The organism is Lentzea fradiae (assembly GCF_900100955.1).
GTDB classification, from domain to species: domain Bacteria; phylum Actinomycetota; class Actinomycetes; order Mycobacteriales; family Pseudonocardiaceae; genus Lentzea; species Lentzea fradiae.
Genome location: NZ_FNCC01000016.1, coordinates 46,965 through 67,420, shown reverse-complemented (window position 1 = coordinate 67,420; position 20,456 = coordinate 46,965). Strand labels below are relative to the sequence as shown.

At 70.9% G+C, this 20,456-nt stretch carries 22 protein-coding genes; 8 read left to right on the top strand and 14 right to left on the bottom strand.

Annotated elements, in window-relative coordinates; translation table 11 throughout:
* Window positions 1–39 precede the first annotated feature (39 nt).
* Complete coding sequence (locus BLT23_RS32300) at window positions 40–1,107, top strand: polyprenyl synthetase family protein (RefSeq protein ID WP_425434435.1); 1,068 nt, start codon at window positions 40–42, stop codon at window positions 1,105–1,107.
* Between the two features lie 179 nt (window positions 1,108–1,286).
* Complete coding sequence (gene mptB, locus BLT23_RS32295) at window positions 1,287–2,735, top strand: polyprenol phosphomannose-dependent alpha 1,6 mannosyltransferase MptB (protein WP_245744416.1); 1,449 nt, start codon at window positions 1,287–1,289, stop codon at window positions 2,733–2,735.
* 291 nt (window positions 2,736–3,026) lie between these two features.
* On the opposite strand, the gene BLT23_RS32290 is transcribed toward mptB, so the two are convergent.
* Entirely contained in the window at window positions 3,027–3,392 is a 366-nt protein-coding gene (locus BLT23_RS32290; RefSeq protein ID WP_245744444.1) for an Rv2175c family DNA-binding protein, read from the bottom strand.
* Window positions 3,393–3,469: 77 nt separating this feature from the next.
* Between BLT23_RS32290 and BLT23_RS32285 the strand changes: the two genes are divergently transcribed.
* Window positions 3,470–5,524 (top strand): Stk1 family PASTA domain-containing Ser/Thr kinase, encoded by a 2,055-nt coding sequence (locus tag BLT23_RS32285; protein ID WP_143036114.1) that lies wholly within the window; start codon window positions 3,470–3,472, stop codon window positions 5,522–5,524.
* A gap of 69 nt (window positions 5,525–5,593) precedes the next feature.
* Here BLT23_RS32285 and BLT23_RS32280 read toward each other — a convergent pair whose 3' ends face one another.
* Window positions 5,594–6,982: a class II 3-deoxy-7-phosphoheptulonate synthase gene (locus tag BLT23_RS32280; protein ID WP_090056382.1), complete on the bottom strand. Its 1,389-nt coding sequence runs from the start codon at window positions 6,980–6,982 to the stop codon at window positions 5,594–5,596.
* A gap of 162 nt (window positions 6,983–7,144) precedes the next feature.
* On the opposite strand from BLT23_RS32280, the gene BLT23_RS32275 reads away from it, so the two are divergent.
* Window positions 7,145–8,152, top strand: coding sequence for a DUF2891 domain-containing protein (locus BLT23_RS32275; protein ID WP_176947019.1), 1,008 nt, complete (start codon window positions 7,145–7,147; stop codon window positions 8,150–8,152).
* A 377-nt stretch (window positions 8,153–8,529) separates the two neighbouring features.
* On the opposite strand, the gene BLT23_RS41430 is transcribed toward BLT23_RS32275, so the two are convergent.
* Both BLT23_RS41430 and BLT23_RS41425 read right to left on the bottom strand, forming a co-directional pair.
* Complete coding sequence (locus BLT23_RS41430) at window positions 8,530–8,898, bottom strand: IclR family transcriptional regulator C-terminal domain-containing protein (protein ID WP_218133957.1); 369 nt, start codon at window positions 8,896–8,898, stop codon at window positions 8,530–8,532.
* Window positions 8,811–9,290, bottom strand: coding sequence for an IclR family transcriptional regulator (locus BLT23_RS41425; RefSeq protein WP_218133956.1), 480 nt, complete (start codon window positions 9,288–9,290; stop codon window positions 8,811–8,813). The genes BLT23_RS41430 and BLT23_RS41425 overlap by 88 nt, the downstream gene beginning before the upstream one ends.
* 79 nt (window positions 9,291–9,369) lie before the next feature.
* Here BLT23_RS41425 and BLT23_RS32265 point away from each other — a divergent pair, with 79 nt between their 5' ends.
* Entirely contained in the window at window positions 9,370–10,146 is a 777-nt protein-coding gene (locus BLT23_RS32265; RefSeq protein WP_090056376.1) for a 2-keto-4-pentenoate hydratase, read from the top strand.
* Window positions 10,147–10,375: 229 nt separating this feature from the next.
* Here BLT23_RS32265 and BLT23_RS32260 read toward each other — a convergent pair whose 3' ends face one another.
* The 3 genes from BLT23_RS32260 to BLT23_RS32250 all read right to left on the bottom strand — a co-directional run bounded on the left by BLT23_RS32260 (window position 10,376) and on the right by BLT23_RS32250 (window position 12,749).
* The gene (locus BLT23_RS32260) at window positions 10,376–11,404 is read right to left on the bottom strand and encodes a 6-phosphofructokinase (protein WP_090056880.1); all 1,029 of its coding nucleotides are present in this window, start codon (window positions 11,402–11,404) and stop codon (window positions 10,376–10,378) included.
* A gap of 76 nt (window positions 11,405–11,480) precedes the next feature.
* Window positions 11,481–11,993 carry a polyadenylate-specific 3'-exoribonuclease AS gene (locus BLT23_RS32255; protein ID WP_090056371.1) on the bottom strand — a complete coding sequence of 171 codons (513 nt, stop codon included), beginning with the start codon at window positions 11,991–11,993 and terminating at the stop codon, window positions 11,481–11,483.
* Between the two features lie 21 nt (window positions 11,994–12,014).
* Window positions 12,015–12,749 carry a lysophospholipid acyltransferase family protein gene (locus BLT23_RS32250; protein ID WP_090056368.1) on the bottom strand — a complete coding sequence of 245 codons (735 nt, stop codon included), beginning with the start codon at window positions 12,747–12,749 and terminating at the stop codon, window positions 12,015–12,017.
* A gap of 202 nt (window positions 12,750–12,951) precedes the next feature.
* On the opposite strand from BLT23_RS32250, the gene BLT23_RS32245 reads away from it, so the two are divergent.
* Window positions 12,952–13,410 carry a hypothetical protein gene (locus BLT23_RS32245; RefSeq protein ID WP_090056363.1) on the top strand — a complete coding sequence of 153 codons (459 nt, stop codon included), beginning with the start codon at window positions 12,952–12,954 and terminating at the stop codon, window positions 13,408–13,410.
* A gap of 251 nt (window positions 13,411–13,661) precedes the next feature.
* Here the strand turns inward: BLT23_RS32245 and BLT23_RS32240 are convergent, their stop codons facing one another.
* Window positions 13,662–13,877, bottom strand: coding sequence for a hypervirulence associated TUDOR domain-containing protein (locus tag BLT23_RS32240; protein ID WP_090056358.1), 216 nt, complete (start codon window positions 13,875–13,877; stop codon window positions 13,662–13,664).
* A 53-nt stretch (window positions 13,878–13,930) separates the two neighbouring features.
* On the opposite strand from BLT23_RS32240, the gene BLT23_RS32235 reads away from it, so the two are divergent.
* Window positions 13,931–14,260, top strand: a complete 330-nt coding sequence (locus BLT23_RS32235) for a DUF3140 domain-containing protein (protein ID WP_090056354.1) — start codon at window positions 13,931–13,933, stop codon at window positions 14,258–14,260.
* Here the strand turns inward: BLT23_RS32235 and BLT23_RS32230 are convergent.
* From BLT23_RS32230 to BLT23_RS32205, 6 genes are read right to left on the bottom strand one after another with little or no spacing between them, the layout of a single operon-like run.
* Window positions 14,257–15,213: an ROK family protein gene (locus BLT23_RS32230; protein ID WP_090056876.1), complete on the bottom strand. Its 957-nt coding sequence runs from the start codon at window positions 15,211–15,213 to the stop codon at window positions 14,257–14,259. The two genes, BLT23_RS32235 and BLT23_RS32230, sit on opposite strands and share 4 nt — an antisense overlap.
* A 14-nt stretch (window positions 15,214–15,227) precedes the next feature.
* Window positions 15,228–15,584: a hypothetical protein gene (locus tag BLT23_RS32225; protein ID WP_090056350.1), complete on the bottom strand. Its 357-nt coding sequence runs from the start codon at window positions 15,582–15,584 to the stop codon at window positions 15,228–15,230.
* A 12-nt stretch (window positions 15,585–15,596) separates the two neighbouring features.
* Window positions 15,597–16,808 carry an ArsA family ATPase gene (locus BLT23_RS32220; RefSeq protein WP_090056346.1) on the bottom strand — a complete coding sequence of 404 codons (1,212 nt, stop codon included), beginning with the start codon at window positions 16,806–16,808 and terminating at the stop codon, window positions 15,597–15,599.
* Window positions 16,805–17,245 carry an SRPBCC family protein gene (locus BLT23_RS32215; protein WP_090056344.1) on the bottom strand — a complete coding sequence of 147 codons (441 nt, stop codon included), beginning with the start codon at window positions 17,243–17,245 and terminating at the stop codon, window positions 16,805–16,807. The genes BLT23_RS32220 and BLT23_RS32215 overlap by 4 nt, the downstream gene beginning before the upstream one ends.
* Window positions 17,246–17,268: 23 nt before the next feature.
* Complete coding sequence (locus BLT23_RS32210) at window positions 17,269–18,057, bottom strand: metallophosphoesterase family protein (RefSeq protein ID WP_090056341.1); 789 nt, start codon at window positions 18,055–18,057, stop codon at window positions 17,269–17,271.
* A 27-nt stretch (window positions 18,058–18,084) separates the two neighbouring features.
* Window positions 18,085–18,465, bottom strand: coding sequence for a polyketide cyclase / dehydrase and lipid transport (locus BLT23_RS32205; protein WP_090056337.1), 381 nt, complete (start codon window positions 18,463–18,465; stop codon window positions 18,085–18,087).
* 98 nt (window positions 18,466–18,563) lie between these two features.
* On the opposite strand from BLT23_RS32205, the gene BLT23_RS32200 reads away from it, so the two are divergent.
* Window positions 18,564–20,360 (top strand): AMP-dependent synthetase/ligase, encoded by a 1,797-nt coding sequence (locus BLT23_RS32200; RefSeq protein ID WP_090056332.1) that lies wholly within the window; start codon window positions 18,564–18,566, stop codon window positions 20,358–20,360.
* Window positions 20,361–20,456 lie beyond the last annotated feature (96 nt).

The following is a 20,456-nucleotide window of genomic DNA, read 5'->3' as shown; positions in this document are numbered from 1 at the left end:
GGCATGCGGGTGGTGCCGGACACAGCGGACCATGGACACGTGTCCCACCACCCCATCGACGTGGCACTCCCCCGGCACGTCGAACAAGCGCTGACCACGTACCTGGCCTCCCGCCGCGCCTCCGGCGAGGCGATGGACCCGAGCTTCGCGACCGCCGTCGACGCGCTCTCCGGCTTCGTGCTGGGCGGCGGCAAGCGCATCCGCCCGACCTACGCGTGGTGGGGGTGGCGCGCGGCCGGCGGCGACCCGGACGGCGAGCTGGCGACCGAGGTCCTCACCGCGGTCAGCTCGCTGGAGCTGATCCAGGCGTGCGCGCTCATCCACGACGACCTGATGGACGCCTCGTCGGTGCGGCGGGGCAAGCCGACCGTGCACGTCGCGTTCGGCGTGCGGCACCGCGAGCAGGGCTGGCTCGGGTCGGCGGAGCGGTTCGGCATGTCCGCGGCCGTGCTGATCGGCGACATCGCGCTGGCGTGGGCCGACGACATGCTGTTCGCCGCCGGGCTGCCCGCCGACGTGCTGCGCAGGATGAGCGAGCCGTGGCGCGACATGCGCACCGAGATGCTCGCGGGCCAGTACCTCGACGTGCTCACCCAGGCCAGGGGCGACTCGTCGGCGGACGCGGCGCTGCGGATCGACCGGCTCAAGACCGCCGCGTACACCGTCGAACGGCCGCTGCACATGGGCGCGGCGATGGCGGGCGGCTCGCCGGAACTGATCGACGGGCTGCGCACGTTCGGCGCCGACATCGGTGTGGCGTTCCAGCTGCGCGACGACCTGCTCGGCGTGTTCGGCGACCCGGAGGTCACCGGCAAGCCCGCGGGCGACGACCTCGCCGAGGGCAAGCGGACGCTGCTCGTGGCGCTCGGGATGCAGTTCGGCGCCGATATATTGGATATCGCTTTGGGCAAGCCGGACCTCGACCTCGACACCGTCGAGGAGGTGCGGCGGGCACTGGTCAAGGTCGGCGCCGTCGACGCCGTCGAGGAACGCATCGAGGAGCTGACCAAGAGCGCGCTGGCGGCACTCGACGCCGCGCCGGTGGCCGAACCGGCCGCCACCAAGCTCGCCGAGCTGGCCGTCAGCTCGACGAAGAGGACCTTCTGAGACGATCACCGACCAAGATCGGCAGCACTTCCTGAGAGTTCATTAACACCTCGTTGCCGGTGAGCACCGTTGCTTGCTGACGCTTGCCCGCCTTGTGCAACGATGTTCGGGCGATGGCTGCAACTCCGTCACTCCCCCGCACGAGCTCCGAGGTGTCTCCGCAGGAGCTTGATCAAGTCGTGCGCGCGAACACGTTTGCCATCCCCGTCCGCACGACCATGCTCGGCCTGCTGGGCGTGGCGCTGATCGCGCTCGGCGGCATGGGTGCCGGCGCGATCCTCGAGCGCGACCCGCTGCTCGCCCAGGTCGGGCTGAGCTGGCTGCGCTACGGCCACGGCCACGACCTCGCGAGCATGGTGCTGTACCTGGGGCTCGGCCTCGTCATCTGGGCGTGGGTGCGCCTGGGCCGGCTCGTGCGGTGGGGCGAGATCGGCGACTTCGCCGTGCTGGTCGCGGTGACGGTCTGGACGTTGCCACTGCTCTTCGCACCCCCGCTGTTCAGCAAGGACATCTACAGCTACCTCGCGCAGGGGCAGCTCGCGCTGAGCGGCTACGACCCGTACGAGGTCGGGCCCGCCGTGCTGCAGAGCACGCTCAGCGAGAACGTCAGCTGGGTCTGGCAGCACACGCCCGCGCCGTACGGGCCGCTGTTCATCCTGATCGCCAAGGCGATCGTGTGGGCGACGGACGCGAGCGTCATCCTCGGCGTCGTCGCCATGCGGTTTTCGCTCGCGGGCGGCCTGGTGCTGCTGTGCTGGGCGCTGCCCGGCCTGAGCAGGCACCTCGGCGGCCGGTCGGCGATCGCGCTGTGGCTGGTGGCGGCGAACCCGCTGCTGCTCATCCACCTCGTCGGCGGCGCCCACAACGACCTGCTGATGATCGGCCTGATGGCCGCGGGCGTGCTGCTCGTGCTCGACCGCAGGCACGTGCTCGGGTTCGTGCTGCTGGCCCTCGCGTTCTCGGTGAAGGCGACGGCGGTCGTGATCGTGCCGTTCCTGGTCTGGGTCTGGGCGGCGCGGCTCGACGGCGACAAGCGAGCCCAGTTCCGCAAGGCGCTGGTGCCGGGTCTCGTCGCGTTCCTGGGGACGTTCGCCGCGTGCACGGTCGTGGCCGGGGTGACACTGGGCTGGATCCCGGCGCTGCGCAGCTCGTCGATGATCATCAACTGGCTGTCGCTGCCGAGCGCGGTCGGCGACTTCGTGCGCATGGTCGTCAACTGGTTCGTCTACGTCGACGGCGGCATCTTCCTCGGTGTCGCCCGCGGCATCGGCTCGGTCGTGCTGATCTGGATCGCGTACACGCAGTGGTGGGCGTCGCGCGACGGCGAGGTCCGCGACAGCATCCGGCGCGGCACGCTGACGATGCTGGCCGTGGCGCTGCTCTCCCCCGCGACGCTGCCGTGGTACTTCAGCTGGCCGCTGGCGCTCGCCGCCGGGTTCGCGTGGAGCACGGGCGCGCTGGTGGCGGTGACGGTGGCGTCGGTGTTCCTGTTGCTGGTGACGTTCCCGAACGGCGACACGGCGCTCTACTCGTGGGGCTACCTGTTCTTCGCCCTGCTGGTGTCGGCGCTCGCGGCGCGGTCGCTGGTGAAGCCGGACCCGTTCGGCCTGTCGACCCGTTACGAGTAGGGCCGCACCCGTGAACCAGGGCGCCGCACCCCACCGATTCGGCACGACTCGGTGGGTGGCGACGGCGCTCGTCGCGCACCCATATGCGATATATCGGTTCGGCATCAATGCGGCGCCGCTCTCCGGGGCGACCACGAGATGAGGCCGGTCTTAGCCCGGACCGCGCCTGACCGCGGTCACGAGGAACGACGCCGCCCGGACGGCGCGCAGCGCCCTGCCCGGACACGTCGGCGCAGGGGTTTCAGGCGTCCCCGGTCCGCGGAAACGCCTGAAACCTCAGGTTCGGATGACCTAGAATCCCATCGCCTGTGCGCGGCGCTTCACCTCGCGCCCACGGTCACCGCGCAATGCTTCGATCGGAGAGCCGGGGAGGCTGTCGTCCTCCGTGAACAGCCAGCGCAGGATCTCGTCCGTGGAGAACCCCTGGTCGCGCAGCACGGTGATGGTGCCGGGAAGACCCTTCACCACACCTCCGGCGGCGAGGAACGCTTCGGGAACGACGAGGACGCCGTCCCGCCGCTCGGCGAGCAGTTGCCCGTCGCGCAGCATTTGGTGGACCCGGGTGACCGGGAGTCCCATTCGGTCGGCCACCTCGGGGAGGCCGAGAACCTCCAGGTCGGCAGCCAGTACATCCGCAGCGGCAGGAATCGCACTCACGGGGGTCACGATGCCATAACCGAACTGGGAACGCCCTTCCGCCAACCGGGTCATCCTGAGCTTTACCATCTCGCACTGTGGAGAGGTCGGTTTCGAACGTGATGGGTGGACTGCTCGAGCAGCGCTACCGGGTGGACGCCGTGCTCACGCGCGGTGGCATGTCCACCGTTTATCGAGGTCGCGACACCCGCCTCGATCGAGATGTCGCCGTCAAGGTGATGGATCCACGCCTGGCGGCCGACCCGGCCTTCGTCGCGCGGTTCGAACGCGAGGCGCGTGCGGCGGCACAGCTGCATCACCCGGCCGTGGTGTCCGTGCACGACCAAGGCGTCGACGGTGACCAGGTGTACCTGGTCATGGAGCTGGTCGACGGCGGCAACCTCCGCGACCTGCTGAAGCAGCGCGGCAAGCTCGCGCCCGCGGTCGCGTTGAGCATCCTCGGCCCGGCGCTGTCCGCACTGGGCGTCGCGCACCGCGCCGGACTGTTCCACGGCGACGTGAAACCGGAGAACGTGCTGATCGGACCCAACGGTCAGATCAAGGTGACGGACTTCGGGGTGGCGGGCGCGGTCGCCGAGAACGGGGTGACGGCCGACAGCGAGAGCTTCGGCACCGTGGCCTACATGTCACCCGAACAGGTGGAGACCGGCGCGGCGGACGCGCGCAGTGACGTCTACTCGGCCGGGATCGTGCTCTACGAGATGCTGGCGGGCCACGCGCCGTACCGCGGCGACGACCCGATCTCGGTCGCCTCCCAGCACGTGAACTCGGACGTGCCGTCGATCCCGGAGATCCCGCTCGCGCTCGACACGCTGGTCCGCAAGGCCACGCGGCGCGACCCCGGACTGCGACCGGTGAACGCCGACGCCTTCCTCGCCGAGCTGGAGCGCGTGGGCGCCGAGCTGGGCCTGACGCCGCAGCCGGTGCCCGTTCCCGGCACGGTGCCGGAGAACGACAGGACCGTCGTCATGCGGCCGATCCCGGTCGCCGTCGGCGCGACGCCGCCGTCCGCCGCCGCCACCGGTGTCGTGACCCCGTCCGCCGCCGAGGCGACCAGACCAGTCGTGCCCAAGCCGCCGGTGCACGCGGCGATGACCACGGTCACCACCGGGCCGCCGACGCCACCTCCCGGCATCGCGGGCACGCGCACGATGGAGCGCCCTGAGCCGCCCCGCCGCCGTCCGCCCCAGAACCGTCCGCGCAAGCCCAAGGTCGACCCGGCCGAGGAGGAGCGCAAGCGCAAGAAGAAGCTCATGATCATCGGCGGCTCCGTCGTCGGTGCGCTGGCGGTCATCGTCGGCCTGTACGCGTGGCTCATCGGCGCGGACCGCTACACGACGGTCCCCGCGGTCGTCGGCGAGTCCGAGCAGAACGCCATGCGACTCGTGCAGACGGCGGACCTGACTCCGCTGATCGACAAGGTGCCCTCGGACGAGGTGCCGACCGGGCAGGTCATCCGCACCGAGCCCGGCCCGGACACGGAGCTGCGCAAGAACGAGTCCGTGCGGATCGTGGTGTCGCGCGGCAGGCCCGTGGTGCCGTTCGTGAACGTCGGCGTCGAGGTCGAGGCCGCGACGAAGGAGATCGAGGCGTCCGGCCTGAAGGCCGTCACGGACGCCACGAAGGACGCCTTCCACGACACGGTGCCGATCGGCAAGGTCGTGGCGCTCGACCCGCGGCCCGGCACGGCGCTGAAGATCGACAGCCCGGTGACGCTCGTGCTCAGCAAGGGCCCGTCGCCGCGCACCCCGGTGCCGGACGTGAACGGCAAGACGAAGGTCGAGGCGTTCGCCGAGCTGCAGCGCGCCGGGATCGAGCCGGTCGAGGCCGATGGCAACGACGCGGCCGAGAACGACCAGTCGCGCGTGGTGCGGACGGACCCGCCCGCGGGCACGGTGCTGGAGGGGACGGGCGCCAAGCGCGTCACCGTGTTCTTCCAGAACACCCGCGAGGTCGAGGTGCCGGACGTGGCGCGCAAGAAGGTCCGCGAGGCCAAGGAACAGCTCGAACGGGCCGGGTTCAAGGTGAAGGTCGAGTTCAACAAGAGCGGCAACGCGACGGTCGTGAACCAGTCGATCCCGCCGCGCACGAAGGTGCCGCGGGGAACCGAGATCACCATCGTCGGTCTTTAGGCAGAAAGCGAAGGACCCCGCGTTCTCGACGCGGGGCCCTTCGTTCTTCAGCTCGTCTTCAGCAACGGGCTACGAGCGCAGCATCTCCGCGACGAGGAACGCGAGCTCGAGCGACTGCTGCGTGTTCAGGCGCGGGTCGCACGCCGTCTCGTAGCGGCCGGCGAGGTCGTCGTCGGAGATCTCCTGGGCGCCGCCGAGGCACTCGGTGACGTCCTCACCGGTGAGCTCGATGTGGATGCCGCCGGGATGCGTGCCGAGCCGGCGGTGCACCTCGAAGAAGCCCTGGACCTCGTCGACGATCCGGTCGAAGTGCCGGGTCTTGTAGCCGGTGCTCGACTCGTGCGTGTTGCCGTGCATCGGGTCGCACTGCCAGATGACCTTGTGGCCGCTGGCCTCGACCTTCTCGATGATCGCGGGCAGCACGTCGCGCACCTTCTGGTTGCCCATGCGCGAGATGAGCGTCAGGCGGCCCGGCTCGTTGCGCGGGTCGAGGCGCTCGACGTACTCGACGGCCATCTCCGGCGACGTCGTGGGCCCGATCTTGAGGCCGATCGGGTTCGACAGCATCTCCGCGAACGCGATGTGCGCGCCGTCGAGCTGACGGGTGCGCTCACCGATCCACACGAAGTGCGACGACAGGTCGTACAGCCGCGGCTGCTCGCCCGTCGTGTCCAGGCGCAGCAGCGCGCGCTCGTAGTCGAGCAGCAGCGCCTCGTGCGAGGCGAAGATCTCCGTGCCGTGCAGCGACTGGTCGGTCACGCCGCACGCCGACATGAACTTCAGGCCGCGGTCGATCTCGCCGGCCAGTGCCTCGTAGCGCTCGCCCGCGGGCGAGGTGCGCACGAAGTCGCGGTTCCAGTCGTGCACGCGGTGCAGGTCCGCCAGGCCGGCGCCGGTGAGGGCCCGCAGCAGGTTCATGGCCGCGCCGGCGTTGGCGTAGGCGCGGATCATGCGGCTGGGGTCCGGCACGCGCGCCTCGGGCGTCGCGACCAGGGAGTTGATGATGTCGCCGCGGTAGGACGGCAGGCCGAGCGCGTCGATGTTCGACGAGCGAGGCTTGGCGTACTGGCCGGCGATGCGGCCGACCTTCACCACCGGCAGGCTCGCGCCGTAGGTCAGCACCACGGCCATCTGCAGCAGGGTCCGGATGTTCGCGCGGATGTGCGGCTCGGTGTTGTCCGCGAACGTCTCCGCGCAGTCACCGCCCTGCAGGAGAAACGCCTCACCGTTCGCGACCTGCGCCAGTTGCGTGTGCAGCCGGTCGATCTCGGCGGGCACGGTGATCGGCGGCACGCTCTCGAGCAGGGTCCGCACGCGACGCACCTGTTCGGCGTCGGGCCACTCGGGCTGCTGCGCGGCAGGGCGCGACAGGGCCTCGTCCAGGCGCTTGCGCATCTCCGGAGGCAGCGGCGGAAGCTCGGGAAGCGTGTCGATGGGCACGTCCACGGTCCAGTTCACGCTGCTCAGCTTAGTTGTTCCACACTGAGAGACCAGGCCGGGTTCGTCAGTGCCGCGGCTGCGGCCCCGGCGTACGATTTGCGTGGTCGGGCGGGTGAGGTCTGTTACTTGTCAACGACCGCCCACTGCCCCGCCGCGACGTCGCACTGCATGATGTGGGCCATGAACGCCACCCGATTGGATGACAGCACCGCGACCCGGCTGCTGGAAATCGCGATCGAGAACATCCAACGCGACCACCCGGTGCACTGGACGCACGTCATCGACGGCGACCACCGCCTCGTTCCGCAGCGGGTGCTGCACCCCGTGTTCGCCGGGTCGTTCGACTGGCACTCGTGCGTGCACCAGACGTGGCTCGCCGTGCGCCTGCTGCGGCTGCGCCCCTCGGTGCGGGGTGCCGACGCGGCCAGGGACGCCCTCGACAAGCTGGTCACGCCGGAGAACTGCGCCGTCGAGGCCGAGTTCTTCGCCTCGCCGGCCGGACACCACTGGGAGCGGCCCTACGGGTGGGCGTGGCTGCTGCTGCTCGACGCGGAGCTGCGCACCTCGGGGCTGCCGTGGTCGGTGCGGCCGATCGCGGACGTGCTGCGCGACCGGTGGCTGGAGTGGGTCTCGGCGGCCCGGCTGCCGATCAGGACCGGCACGCACAGCAACACCGCGTTCGCGACGAGCCTGGTGCACGACGCGGCGCTCGCCGTCGGCGACACCGAGATCGTCACGGCGTGCCGGGAGGCGGCGCTGCGGTGGCACGGGGACGAGGCCGGGTACGGCGGGTTCGAGCCGGACGCCGCCGACTTCCTCTCCCCCGCGCTGACGACGGCCGACCTGATGCGCCGCGCCCTCGGCCCCGCCGAGTTCGCCGCCTGGCTCGACGCCTACCTGCCGGAACTCGAGTCGGAGCGGTGGCGCGTGCTGCGCGAGCCGTTCCCCGTCGACGACCCCACCGACCCGTACGGCTCGCACCTGGCCGGGCTCGCGTTGTCGCGTGCCTGGAACTGGGAGGCGATCGCGGACGCGCTGCCGGAGGGGCACCGGTACGTGCCGCTCGCGCGGACGGCGTCGGCGGCGCACCGCGAGGCCGGGTGGACGTACGTGTTCGGCGGGCACGGGTACATGGCGGACCACTGGCTCGGCACTTTCGGCGCCTACCTCGACGTCAAGGCGTTCTGAACCGGTCGCGATATCCGATATACCGGCTCGGACTGGCTGATATATCGGATATCGGGTAAGTGGACGCCATCGACCATGTCGACGTCCTTCGTGTCACGTCGACGAGGTTGACGCTCTTCGTATCCATGTCGACGACGTTGACGACGTTCGCGTCGATGTCGACGACGTTGATGGAGGTCGATATTGACGACGTTGATGGAGGTTGACGGCTGAAGCGCGCGTCGAGGTGAGCGTCGAGCTGATGCAGCTGCAGGATCGATGTCGACTCGACATGTTGAGAGTCCACATCTCATGTTGAGCGTCCACATCGACTTGACGACGTGGTTGACCGGCCTCGGCGTCCAGCAGGTCGATCACGTCGATCGACATGTCGACTGTCAACCGCCCATCAGGTTCGCGCGGCGGATCAACGTGAGCGCGATGCCCGTCGCCGCGGCGTGCACGGACGCCGCGTGCGTGCGGGGGTCGAAGCGGGTGGTCGGTCCGGCGACGCTGACAGCGGCGACGACTGCGCCGTCGTCGCCGAGCACGGGTGAGGCGACGCAGGCGAGGCCGACCCGCGACTCCTCGTACTCGTAGGCCACGCCGGTCTGCCGGATCGTGGCGAGCTGGCGGCGGAGCAGGCCGGGGGTCACGACGGTGCGCGGTGTCCGGCGGGTCAGCGGGGAGCCGAGCACCTCGGTGCGCACCCGTGCCGGGGCGTGGGCCAGCAGGGCCTTGCCGATCGCGGTGGCGTGCAGCGGCATCCGGCCGCCCAGGCGGACGGTGACGGCGCCTGGCGGTGGCCGCCGATCTTGGCGGCGTAGACGACCTCGCGGCCCTCCAGCAGACCGAGGTGGACCGTCTCGTGGGTGCGTTCGTAGAGGTCCTCCAGGTAGGGCATGAACACCTCGACCAGGCGGCGCTCGACGGAGGCGCGCATGCCGAGCTCGAACAGGTGACCGCCCAGCCGGTGGCCGCGCGCGCCGCGGTCGAGCAGGCGGACTTCGACCAGCTCGGCCAGCAGGCGGTGCAGCGTCGCCTTCGGCAGCCCGGTGCGCCTGCCCAGCTCCGCGAAGCCGAGCTCGTCGTCGTCGGCGCCGAACGCGTGCAGCACCAGCATCACCTTGCCCAGCACGGTGTTCGGCACCCCGGTCATCACCCGATGGTGCCACGGGTTCCGTTCAGCGGAACCGATCGATGCGGCCCGGTGTGCGGCGAACGCCACGATGTGCGGCATGACCAACGTTGAACTGGCAGCCGGACGCCTCGCCGCGGCCGCACGTGACGGGGCCGCCTGCGCGCCCGTGCGGGACCTCGTCGGCGCGGACGAGGCTTACGCGGTGCAGAGCCGCAACATCCACGCGCGCATCGCCGCCGGTGCCCGCGCGGTCGGGCGCAAGATCGGTCTCACCTCACCGGCGGTGCGCAGCCAGCTCGGCGTCGACCAGCCGGACTTCGGGGTGCTGCTCGACGACATGGCGTTCGAGGACGGTGCCACCGTGCCGACCGGCCGGCTGTTGCAGCCGCGCGTCGAGGCGGAGGTGGCGTTCGTGCTGAGCGCGGACCTCACGACCGGGCCGTTCGACGAACGGACGGTCGCCGCGGCGGTCGGGTACGCGCAGCCGGCGCTGGAGATCGTGGACAGCCGGATCGCCAACTGGGACATCACCTTCACCGACACGGTCGCCGACAACGCCTCGGCGGGGCTGTTCGTGCTCGGCGCCGACCGGGTGAAGCTCGCGGACGTCGTGCCGCGGGACGTGTCGATGGTGCTCAGCGTCAACGGCGAGGAGCGCTCGACCGGCGTCGGCGCCGACTGCATGGGCGATCCGCTCACCGCGCTCGCGTGGCTCGCGACGACGGCCGTCGAGCTGGGCGACCCGCTCAAGGCGGGCGACGTCGTGCTCAGCGGTTCGCTCGGCCCCGTCGTGCCGGTCGCCGCGGGCGACGAGGTGGAGGCGACCTTCACCGGCCTCGGGACGGTCCGCGCGAGGTTCGGGGAGGACGCGTGACGAAGGTGGCGGTCATCGGGTCGGGCAGCATCGGCACCGACCTCGTCGTGAAGGCGCTCAAGGCCCCAGCGTCAGTCCCCGGTGAGCGGACTCCCACGGCCGGAACGAGAAACGTAGGGCTCCCGCGTTCCTCCCGAGTCCACGCGGAGCCCCCGCGTTGCCGAACGAGAAACGCCGGACGCCCGCGTGGGGCGTCCGGCGTTCCCGGCGATATCCGATATCCGATATATCAGGCTCCGAAGAAGACCTCGGCCTCTTCGTAGCGCTCCGCCGGAACGGTCTTCAGCTCGGCCGTCGCCTCCGACAGCTTCACGCGCACGATGTCGGTGCCGCGCAGCGCGACCATCGTGCCGAAGTCGCCCGCCGCGACGGCGTCGACGGCGTGCAGGCCGAAGCGGGTCGCGAGGACGCGGTCGTAGGCGGTCGGCGTGCCACCGCGCTGGATGTGGCCGAGGACGGCCGCGCGCGACTCCTTGCCGGTGCGGTCCGCGATCTCCTCCGCGAGCCACTGGCCGACACCGCCGAGGCGGACGTGGCCGAACGCGTCGCGCTCACCGGAGTGCAGCACCTCGGCGCCGCCCTCGGGCATCGCGCCCTCGGCGACGACGATGATCGGCGCGAACTCGCTCTCGAAGCGGCGCTCGACGTGCTCGACGACCTTGTCGACGTTGAACGGGCGCTCCGGGACGAGGATGACGTTCGCGCCACCGGCGAGGCCGGAGTGCAGCGCGATCCAGCCCGCGTGGCGGCCCATGACCTCGACGACGAGCGCACGGTGGTGCGACTCGGCCGTGGTGCGCAGACGGTCGATGGCCTCGGTCGCGATGTGCACGGCCGTGTCGAAGCCGAACGTGTAGTCGGTGGCGCCGAGGTCGTTGTCGATCGTCTTCGGCACACCCACGACGCCGATGCCGTCGTCGGTCAGGCGCTTGGCGACACCGAGGGTGTCCTCGCCGCCGATCGCGATGATGGCGTCGACGTTGTTCGCCGCGATGGTCTCGCGGATGCGGTCGACACCGCCCTCGACCTTGTAGGGGTTCGTGCGCGACGAGCCCAGGATCGTGCCACCGCGGGTCAGGATCTCCTCGACGTCCGCGAGCTCGATCGACTTGGTGAGGTTCTCGATCGGACCCTGCCAGCCGTTGCGGAACCCGACGATCTCCCAGCCGTGTGCCTTGATGCCCTTGCGGACCACGGCCCGGATCACGGCGTTCAGACCGGGGCAGTCACCACCGCCAGTGAGCACACCGATGCGCATCTGCTTCCCCATCTACTCGTGTTCTGTGTCACGCAGACTTTCACGGGCTGTATCGGTGCAGCAACGCGGGTCCCACTCACCGGACCGGAAAACCGGTTTTCCGGCGGTGTTCCTCGATCACCTTCCACCTCGCGAGGTTGTGCCGGGCGTCGGCGAGGGCGTCGTGGGCGTCGGCGGGCGGGGCGGGCAGCCGGGGCCGGCCGACGTCCTCCCAGCGCTGCCGGAGGTCGCGGGTGAACCGGGGCAGGGCGCGCGGCAGCGCCGGCATCGCACCCCAGAGCTGGGCCAGCGCGACGTGGTCGTAGGCGGCGAACCACGCCCACAGCTCGACCTCGTCACGGGCGGCGTTGCGGGCGCCGAGGAAGTCGAGCAGGTCCTCGCGGATGCGCGCACGGCTGCGCCACGCCTTGTCGGCGGGCGAAGGCAGCTGGTTGAGGACGTTCTGCCGCACCCACGGACCCGCGCGATCGGGGTCGAACTCGGTGGACACGGCGTAGAACTCGCGGCCTTCCTCGTCGACCACGCCGATCGACACGAGGTCGATCGTCACCCCGTCCTCGATGAACTCACAGTCGTAGAAGAACCGCACCGCGACACCCTAGGGGTCCGGTCAGCTCGCCTTCTTCTCGGGCACCCGGTCGGCCTTCTCCGCCTGCCCGGCCCCGTCCCCGGTCAGCTCCTTGGCCTTGGCCGCGTAGACGTCGACGTACTCCTGGCCGGAGAGCTCCATCAGGGCGTACATGATCTCGTCCGTGATCGAGCGCAGCACGAACCGGTCGCCGGACAGGCCCTCGTAGCGGGAGAAGTCGAGCGGCTTGCCGATCTTGATCCGGATCGGGTGCGGCTTCCACATCTTCGAGCCGATGGGGTTCGCCTTGTCGGTGCCGAACATCGCCACCGGGATGACCGGCGCACCGGACTCCAGCGCGATCCACGCGACGCCGACCTTGCCCTTGTACAGGCGGCCGTCGGGCGAACGGGTGCCCTCGGGGTAGATGCCGAGCAGCTTGCCCTCGCGCACGATCCGCACACCGGTGTCGAGCGCGCCCTGCGCGGCGGAGGCGCTGGACCGGTCGATCGGCACCTGGCCGACGCCGGAGAAGAACCACTTCTGCAGCTTGCCCTTGAGCCCGGTACCGGTGAAGTACTCGATCTTGGCGGGGAACGTCATGCGGCGCGACAGCATGAGCGGCAGGAAGAAGGAGTCGGAGACGGCGAGGTGGTTGCTCGCCAGGATCGCCCCGCCCTCCTTGGGGATGTTCTCGGCGCCCTCGATGATCTTGGGCTGGAAGAAAACCCGCAAGATCGGTCCCAGGAGGACGTGCTTCATGATCCAGTACAGCACAGCGGGAAGCGCCTCCCTAGACACCGAACCTTGATCCCGGCGACCAGCCTACGGAGGTGACCGCGCCTCACACAACGAGTCCGGGCCCCCGGCGTGACGGCGCGGGGACGGCGTGACTGAGCCGACTGCCGTAACCCGCAACACTCCCGGACCGTGCAACGATGAGGGGTCATAGGGTGGTGGCACACGGGAGAGGCTCTGGATGAACGCCCGGCGCGACTCGACCGACGGCCCCGAGAACGTCGACGAGCTCTTTGCCGAGATCGTCGCGGGTCTCGAGCGGGACGGGGTCGGCAAGGACTGGCTCGACCCCGACGACGCGCGCCCGGAGAACGCCGCGGACGCGCGCGAGGACACCGCCGAGGAGATCGTCCCCGACCTCGACGACGAACCCGAACGCCGCACCCACGACGACGAGGGCCACTACATCCCGCCGGAGCCACCGCCGTTCCCGGTGCTGCGCGCCTCCACCATCGCCGCGCTCGGCCTGTTCGTGCTCGGCATCGTCCTGCTGGTGGCCCCCGGCCTGTTCGGGCTGGCACCGAGCATCGGCACCCCGCTGTCGCTCGTCGCGCTGTGCGCGGGCGTGGGCTGGCTGATCCTGCGCATGCGCAACACCCCGCCGCCCGACTCCGGATGGGACGACGGCGCCCAGGTGTGACACCACGACCCGGCCGGTAACGACGTGATAACGGCCACTCAAGCCTTCAGATAACGATTCGGTCATGCTTACCGTGTCGGCATGGACCAGATGCAGCACCTGATGATGGCCCGTGCCGTGGCGACGCTGACCAAGAAGGACGCGGAGCGCGCCAAGCGCCGCCGCCCGCGGATCCTCCGTCTGCTCAGCCGCTAGGCACTCCCGAGCTGTTCGCGGCGAGCGAACATCCCCCGACGCGCTCGCCGCGGACGTCAGCTCCTCTTCTTCAGCGCCTCCGGCTTGTGGACCGCGTCCCGGCCGCTCTTGGCGCTCTCCACGCGGTATTGCGGCTCTTCCTCCGACGCCTTCACCTTGCGTCCCGCAGCCTGTTTCTCCGTGGTGATCTCCTCCTTCACCTCACCGTGCGTAGTCGAACCGTGGCTCGACCACTCGACCTCGTCACCGGGCTTCAAGGGGTGCTTCGTCATGACGGCGGGGTACCCCGTCCGGAGCAGCTGACCCGGCCAGGAGGAGGAACGTCGTGAGCGACGAGCAGCAGACCCGCGAGGACTTCGGCGAGGCCGTCAACATGACGGCGTCGGCCCTCGAGAAGTGGCTCGGCACCGACGAGTCGAAACAGGTGGGCGACAAGAGCTCCGGTGAGTCGACCGGGCACGCGTCCGGCCGGCGGATCGTCGAGCTGCTGCGCACCAAGCGCGACGACCTCACCGACGGCGACTACGAGCACATGCGCAAGGTCGTCGGCTACGTCCACCGCCACCTCGCCCAGCGCCCGGACGGCGACGTCGAGGACAGCCGGTGGCGGTACTCGCTGATGAACTGGGGCCACGACCCCCTGAAGAAGGACTAGGTGCGGCGCGAGTTCCTCGTCAGCGACGCGACCGTCTCGCGGGCCAGCGTCGCCGCGCCCACGATGCCCGCGTCGTCGCCGAGCTGCGCCGTGCGGATGCGCGCCAGCGGACGGTGGCCCGCGCCCGTCACGACGGAGGCGTAGCGCTCGCGGGCGTCGTCGAGGAACAGCGGCGCCGACGTCGACACGCCTCCCCCGATGACGATCACCTCGGGGTCGTACACGTCGGCGACCAGCGCCAGGCCCTCGCCGAGCCAGCGGGCCAGGTCCGCCATCGCGCGCTGCGCCAGCGGGTCGCCGTCGCGGGCCGCGCCCGCCACCCGCCTGCCGGTCACCGCCCGCGAGTCGCCCGCGGCCTCGCGGGCCAGCACCGTCGACACGCCGGGGTGCTTCGCCAGCAGCTCGACCGCGGTGGCCGACAGGGCCGTGCCGCTGCAGTAGCGCTCCCAGCACCCGTTCTTGCCGCACGGGCAGGGGCGGCCGTCCGGGACGACGCGCAGGTGGCCCAGTTCGGGGGCGACGCCGTGCGCGCCGCGGAAGACCTTGCCGTCGATCAGCAGCGAGGCGCCGATGCCCGTGCCGATGGCGACCAGCACGGCCGTGTGCGCGCCGCGAGCGGCGCCGAAGCGGTGCTCGGCCAGCGCCGCGGCGTTCGCGTCGTGCTCCAGGACCACCGGCATGCCGAGGCGTTCGGTCATCCGCCCGGCGACGTCGACCTGCCGCCACGCCAGGTGCGGCGCGAACTGGACCGTACGGCGGTCCGGGGCGATGAACCCCGCCACGGCAAGCCCGACGGCGTTCACCGGGTGACGGGCCGCCACCTCCTGCACAGCCGCCGCGATCGCGTCTTCCAGCGCGCGTTCGCCCGCGGGCGTCGGCGCGCGGGAGGTGTCGAGCACCGAACCGCTCGCGTCCACGACACCGGCACGCACGCTGGTGCCGCCGATGTCCACTCCGACGGTGAGCACTAGTCCGTCTTCCTCACGACCTTGATGTGCTGCACCCGCTGTCCCGGGTCCCCGGCCGCAGGCTCCTCGGCCGGGGACGCGGGGGCAGCGGGCTCGCGCAGGGCCGCCCGCAGCACCGCGACCAGCCCGGCCGCGTGCTCGGCGGCCTTCGCGGCCAGCTCGGAACGGTCACCGCGCAGCAGTGCCACGCCGTTGCACAGCGGGCACCAGCCGCACGTCTCCGGCGTGTGCGAGCCGTCGCCCGCCTCGGCGACGCGCTGCAGCCACGGCTGCATCCGCTCGGCCGCCGTGTCGACGAGCAGCCGCAGCTCCTCGGCGAGCTTGGCGGTGCCGGCGTTGTTGTCCTGGTGGGTCATCACAGCTCCTGATCAGCGCCACAGCGAGGGGTCGGGGCGGAACCCCACCGTCACGCCACCCGAGTCCATCTCCGCACCTGTGACGATGCAGCGCTTCAGCAACGACGGCAGCGCGATGAGCCGGCGCCGCCCGTCCACGGTCAGGGCGAGCTCGTCGCCCACCCGTGCCAGGTCCGGTTCCGCGTCGTCGGCGAGCGGCAGCGCGATCCGCAGCGAGTAGCGGGCGTCGAGGCCGCGACCGCCGCCCGACACCTCCAGCAGCGACCCCGCGGCCCCCGCGGCGTCCGGCAACGGCTCCTCGTCGCCGTAGAGCTGCGCGGCGACCTCCAGCAGCGCGGGCACGCCGACGGGCTCGGACGCGCGGTGGTCGACCGTGCGGATCTCGCCGATGCCGGACAGCTCCGCCAGCACGGCGTCCTGCTCCTGCCTGCGGGTCCGCAGCCACGCGGCGGCGTCACCGGACGCGTCGCCGGGCGAGGGCACCAGCCGGTTCGCCACGACGCCGTCGACCCGGACGCCTTGCAGCGCGAGCGCGGTCAGCGTGCGCCGGGTCTCGGCGGCGACCACCCGTTCGGGTGTCAGCACCAGCCGCACCGAGCACGACGCCGGGTCCACGAGCATGGAGCGCAACGCGTCGAGCCGCTCGGCGAGCCTGCTCAGGGCGTCCGCCGTCGCGTCCCACTTCTCGACGGTCCCGGTGCCCGCGACGCCGGCCAGCAGGCCGCGCACCACGCGCCGGTGGGTCGGGAAGAGCCGTTCGAGGTAGCCCGCGAACGCCTCGGGCAGCGCCAGCAGCCGCAACGTCTCGGCGGTCGGCCCGCAGTCGACGACCACGACCTCCCACGGCCCGGTCGTCGCGAGCCGCCGCACCTCCGTGAGCGCGAGGAGGTCCTCGACGCCGGGCAGCACGGTCAGCTCCTCGGCGTCGAGCTCGTCGACGCCGGCGCCGGCCAGCACGGTGCGCAGGTGCCCGCGCAGCTCACCCCACGCCTCGTCGACGAGGCCGCGGGGGTCGATCTGGCACGCGAACAGGCCGTCCGCGGAGTCCACTTCGGACGGTGAGGGGCCCAGCCGGACGTCGAGGGCGTCACCGAGCGAGTGCGCCGGGTCGGTGGAGACGACGAGCGCCTTGCGGCCGTTCGCCGCGAGGGAGGCCGCCGTGGCGGCGGCCAGCGTCGTCTTGCCGACCCCGCCCTTGCCGGTGAAGAGCAGGACCTGGCTCAAGCGGCCTTCTCCGCGCGCTTCTTGAGCTCCTTGAGCGCGGTGTCCAGGATCATCTTCTCCGCCTTGCGGCGGAACAGGCCGATCATCGGGATGACCAGCTGCACCGAGAGGGTGTAGGTGACCTTGGTGCCGGTGCCGGACGGTTCCAGCACGTAGCTGCCGTGCTGCGACTTCTGCATGGTGCCCTTGACGAGGTCCCAGCGCACCGAGAGACCGTCTGCGGCCCAGTCGTACCGCAGGGTGTACTCGTCCTTGACGGGGCCCTGGTCGATGGCGAACCGGACCTGGTCGGCGCGGCCGTCCTCGCCGGTGCCGAGGACCTCGACCTCCTTCATCCCGTTCGCCCAGTCCGGGTACGACGGGAAGTCCGCGATGATCGCCATGATCTTCTCTGGCGGCGCGTCGATGACGATGGACTGAGTGGACTCGTCGGCCATGTCCGAGGAGGTTACTCGCGTCCTCACCAGCGCAGGACGTGAGGCTTGCCGCTGCGCTGGAAGTGCCCGACGTTGACGCACTCGGTGTAGCCCACCCGCACGCGCCTGGCCAGCGGCTGGTGCACGTGCCCGAACACCGACCAGCGCGGCCGCTCGGCGACGATCTTGTCCAGGGCGGACCGCGAGCCCCACTCGGGGCGGCGCGCGACGACGTCGTAGGTCAGCTCCGCGACGAGCGGCGGGATGTGCGTGCACAGCACGTCGACCGGGCCCATCCGGTCCAGCGCCGCCGCCATCTCCTCCTCCGTGCGCACGTACTGGTACCAGGGCGCGTTCGGGTCGCGGACCACGTTGGGGGGCTTGAGCCCGCCGCCCGCGAACCCGAACCTCAGTCCGCCGATGTCGACGGCCTCGCCGTCGAGGACGTGCACCCCGTTGCCCGCGAACCGCGGCCACAGGTCCGGGCTGTCCACGTTGCCCGGCGTGGCGTACGTCGGCGCGGACATCGCCGAGAACAGCGCGTGGTACTGCTCCTGCACGGCCTCGTTCACGACGGAACGCGCGTCCTCGATGCCCGCCCACAGCGACCGGATGTAGTTCGCGGTCTCGGCTCGCCGGGTGCCGCGGCGCATCTCGGCGAAGATCCCGACCTTCTCCGGCCCGAACACGCGGCCCAGGATGCCCTTGGAGTGGTCGTGGTAGTCGACGAAGTCGATCAGGTCGCCGAGCACCACGAGGGCGTCCGCCCCCTCACCGGCGCGCGCGAGCGCTTCCGCGTTGCCGTGCACATCGGACACCACGTGAACCCGCATGGTCCCAACTTAGAAGACTCGGCACGATCACGTGAGCGGTGGGCAGCCCGCGGGACGGCCGTCCTCCAGGACCAGCTTGAGTCCCAGTGCGACGGACTTCGCGTCGAGCTGGCGGCGCTGCACCTCACGGCGCGCGTGGCGCGGGGTGAGCGACCCGGCCGGCGGGTCGGCGCGCAGGAAGTAGTGCAGCACGGTGCCGTCGAGCACGGGTTCGAGCCAGATCTCCATCGTGCCCACGAGCGCGCCGCCCACCGTCCAGCGCAGTCCCTCGTCGCCCCGGTCCGCGTAGACGTCCAGGTCGAGATCCGGCCAGAACTCCCGCCACGACGCCGGTGCGGCGAAGGCCGCGGCGACCACCGCGGGCGGCACCGCCAGGAAAGTCTCGTCAACGACGTCCACGCTGGCCATGAGGACAAAAGGTAACGGAAGGGCGTACCAACCTTTGTATCGCCGGAATCACACGCTAAGTTTCCCCACCAGTAACAAAACACCGTACGGAGGTTGACGTGCGCGAGTTCAGCGTCCCCGCCACGGCCGAAGTGGCTCCGGAGGAGAACCTCACCGACATGGTGTGGGCCAACGCGGAGCGGTTCGGCAACGCCGTCAGCTTCCGGAGGCAGGTCGACGGCACCTGGGTGGACATCACGGCCCGCGACTTCGCGGCCCAGGTCATGGCCGTCGCGAAGGGCCTGCTCGCGGCGGGTCTGGAGTTCGGTGACCGGGTGGGCCTGGTCTGCAAGACCCGCTACGAGTGGTCCCTGCTCGACTTCGCCATCTGGGCGGCGGGCGGTGTGGTCGTGCCGATCTACGAGACGTCGTCGGCCGACCAGGTCGAGTGGATCCTCTCCGACTCCGGCGCGAGGGCCGTCTTCGTCGAGACCTCCGCGCACCGCGCGCTGGTCGACGAGGTCGTCGGCAAGCTCCCCGAGCTGCGCCACGTGTGGCAGATCGACGGTCCCGCCGCCGCGGTCGACGAGCTCACCGCGCTGGGTGCCGAGATCACCGACGAGCAGGTGCACGAGCGCCGCGGCAAGGCGGGCGCGGGTGACACGGCGACGCTGGTCTACACGTCCGGCACCACCGGCCGTCCCAAGGGCTGCACGCTCACCCACCGCAACCTGCTCGCCGAGGTGCGGGGAGCGCTGTCGCGGTTCCCGGAGATCCTCACCTCCGGCCAGTCGCTGCTGCTGTTCCTGCCGCTCGCGCACATCCTGGCGCGGTCCCTGGCGCTGTCGTGCGTGTACTCGCGGGTGACGCTGGGCCACTCGCCGGACGTGAAGAACCTCGTCGAGGACCTCGGCCAGTTCCGCCCGACGTTCGTCGTCGCGGTGCCGCGCGTGTTCGAGAAGGTCTACAACGGCGCGAAGCAGAAGGCCCACGCCGGCGGCAAGGGCAAGATCTTCGACGCCGCCGAGGCCACCTCCGTCGCGTACAGCGAGGCGCTCGACAACGGCGGCCCCGGTCTCGGCCTGCGGCTCAAGCACGCGGTGTTCGACAAGCTGGTGTTCTCGAAGCTGCGCGCGGCGCTGGGTGGCAGGGCGGTCTCGGCCGTGTCCGGTGGCGCGCCGCTCGGCGACCGGCTGTCGCACTTCTTCCGCGGCGCCGGCGTCCCCGTCTACGAGGGCTACGGCCTCACCGAGACGTCGGCCGCGGCGTGCGTGACCTACCGCGGCCAGGAGAAGGTCGGCACGGTCGGCCCGCCCGTCCCCGGCACCTCGGTGAAGATCGCCGAGGACGGCGAGATCCTCATCAAGGGCGACATCGTGTTCGTCGGCTACTGGAACAACGAGACCGCCACCAAGGAGGCCCTCGAGGACGGCTGGTTCCACACCGGTGACATCGGTGAGCTCGACAGCGACGGGTTCCTCCGGATCACCGGCCGCAAGAAGGAGATCATCGTCACCGCGGGCGGCAAGAACGTCGCTCCCGCGCAGCTCGAGGACCGCATCCGGGCGCACCCGCTGATCTCGCAGTGCATGGTCGTCGGCGACAAGCAGCCGTTCATCGGCGCGCTGATCACGATCGACCCGGAGTTCTTCCCGTCGTGGAAGGAGTCGCGCGGCAAGCCCGCGTCGGCCGAGGTGCCCGACCTGATCGACGACCCGGACCTGCTGGCCGAGATCCAGGCCGTCGTGGACGAGGCGAACAAGACGGTGTCGAAGGCGGAGGCGATCCGCAAGTTCCGCGTGCTGCCGGTGGACTTCACCGAGGCGGGCGGCGAGATGACGCCGTCGCTGAAGCTGAAGCGCAACGTCGTGGCGACCACCTACGCGGCGGACATCGACGCGATCTACGCCAAGTAGCGAACCCCCTGGAATGCGCGGAAGGCCCAGGATCTCAGCTGAGCTCCTGGGCCTTCCGACCCCCAGCGATCGTGATCCGCGGAGATCCGCGGAACC